A 1,706-nucleotide genomic window follows, 5' to 3' on the forward strand; every position below is an offset into this window, starting at 1 on the left:
GACCAACTTCAAAACCATCCGTGCTTCCATCAATCGTCTGCGAGACCTTGAAGTACAAGCCGAAGACGGTACTTTCGCCAAGCTGACCAAGAAAGAAGCGCTGATGCGCACTCGTGACCTGGAAAAGCTGGATCGTTCCCTGGGTGGTATCAAGGACATGGGCGGCCTGCCAGACGCTCTGTTCGTCATCGACGTTGATCACGAGCGCATCGCGATCACCGAAGCCAACAAGCTGGGTATCCCGGTTATCGGCGTAGTCGATACCAACAGCAGCCCGGAAGGCGTTGACTACATCATCCCAGGCAACGATGACGCAATCCGCGCTATCCAGCTGTACATGGGTTCGATGGCTGACGCTGTTATCCGTGGTCGCAACAATGTTGCTGGCGGCACCGAAGTTTTCGTTGAAGAAGCTCCGGCAGCTGCAGCTGAGTAATTGACGCCCTGGCGTTGACTCAGTAAGCAAAAAGGGGGCTTGGCCCCCTTTTTGCCACCTCGAAAACCATTTGTCGGCGCCCACTGCTCTATCTGTAACGTGCGGCAGCTAACAAGGTGGCTCGGGAAGAATTGAACGCCCGTTCGATCGGGTGGAATGGTTGAAAACCTATCCAAGAGGAATTTGAAATGGCAGCAATTACTGCGGCGCTGGTCAAAGAACTGCGCGAGCGTACCGGCGAAGGCATGATGGATTGCAAGAAGGCCCTGGAAAAGGCCGGCGGCGACATCGAAAAAGCCATTGATGACATGCGTGCTTCGGGCGCCATCAAGGCTGCCAAAAAGGCTGGCAACGTTGCCGCCGAAGGCGCCATCGCCATCAAGGCTGACGACAAGGTAGCCGTTCTGCTGGAAGTCAACTCGCAGACCGACTTCCTGGCCCTGCAAGACGACTTCAAAAACTTCGTGGCCGACAGCGTCGAGCAAGCTTTCGCCGAGAAGCTGACCGATGCCGCTCCACTGATCGCTTCCCGTGAAGCGGCTCGTGAAGCCCTGGTTGCCAAGTGTGGCGAAAACGTCAACATCCGCCGTCTGGTGCGCGTGGAAGGTGATGTTGTCGGCACCTACCTGCACGGTAACAAGATCGGTGTTGCTGTTGTCCTGAAGGGCGGCGACGTCCAGCTGGCCAAGGAAATCGCCATGCACGTGGCGGCAAGCAACCCTGAGTTCCTGCTGCCATCGCAGGTTTCGCCAGAAGCCATTGAGCGCGAGAAAGGCGTTTTCCTGCAGCTCAACGAAGACAAGATGAAAGGCAAGCCGGCTGAAATCGTCGAGAAGATGATTGCTGGTCGTATCACCAAGTTCCTGGCCGAAGCCAGCCTGGTTGAACAAGCTTTCGTGATGAACCCGGAAATCACCGTAGGTGCTCTGGCCAAGAAAGCCGGCGCTGAAATCGTTTCCTTCACCTACTTCAAAGTAGGCGAAGGCATCGAGAAGCCAGTCGACAACTTCGCTGAAGAAGTTGCTGCTCAGCTGGCTGCCGCCAAGCAATAAGACGGTTTTTTAACTGTCGCCCAGAAGAGGCTGCCCGCTCACGCGCGCAGCCTCTTTTCAGATGGGGGCCAATATTTAATTGGTTTCCTGTTGGAACTGGCTTACAAAGCCATGTTCCGATGGCGCTGAAGCAGCGCCAAGCTAGAGTGAGCGCCAGCTGAAAACAGCTCGCAAAGAATTTTTAAAATACGCCGCAGGAGAGATTCGCAATGGCTCAG

2 protein-coding genes are annotated in these 1,706 nt (G+C 55.5%); both read left to right on the forward strand.

What is annotated here, in order from left to right; all coding sequences use genetic code 11:
* Nucleotides 1-436: 30S ribosomal protein S2 (gene rpsB / locus ACQKP2_RS32775; RefSeq protein ID WP_427582373.1), on the forward strand; the 436-nt coding region annotated here is incomplete at its 5' end.
* A 188-nt stretch (nt 437-624) separates the two neighbouring features.
* On the forward strand, nt 625-1,488 hold the full coding sequence (gene tsf, locus ACQKP2_RS32780) for a translation elongation factor Ts (RefSeq protein WP_427582374.1): 864 nt from the start codon (nt 625-627) through the stop codon (nt 1,486-1,488).
* Nucleotides 1,489-1,706: the final 218 nt, after the last annotated feature.

The sequence above is a fragment of the Pseudomonas sp. NPDC089569 genome, assembly GCF_050280625.1.
Classification (GTDB): domain Bacteria; phylum Pseudomonadota; class Gammaproteobacteria; order Pseudomonadales; family Pseudomonadaceae; genus Aquipseudomonas.

Bases quoted from the DNA above. Each gene is read 5' to 3' on its own strand.
- tsf (WP_427582374.1), top strand. From the start codon at position 625: ATGGCAGCAATTACTGCGGCGCTGGTCAAAGAACTGCGCGAGCGTACC.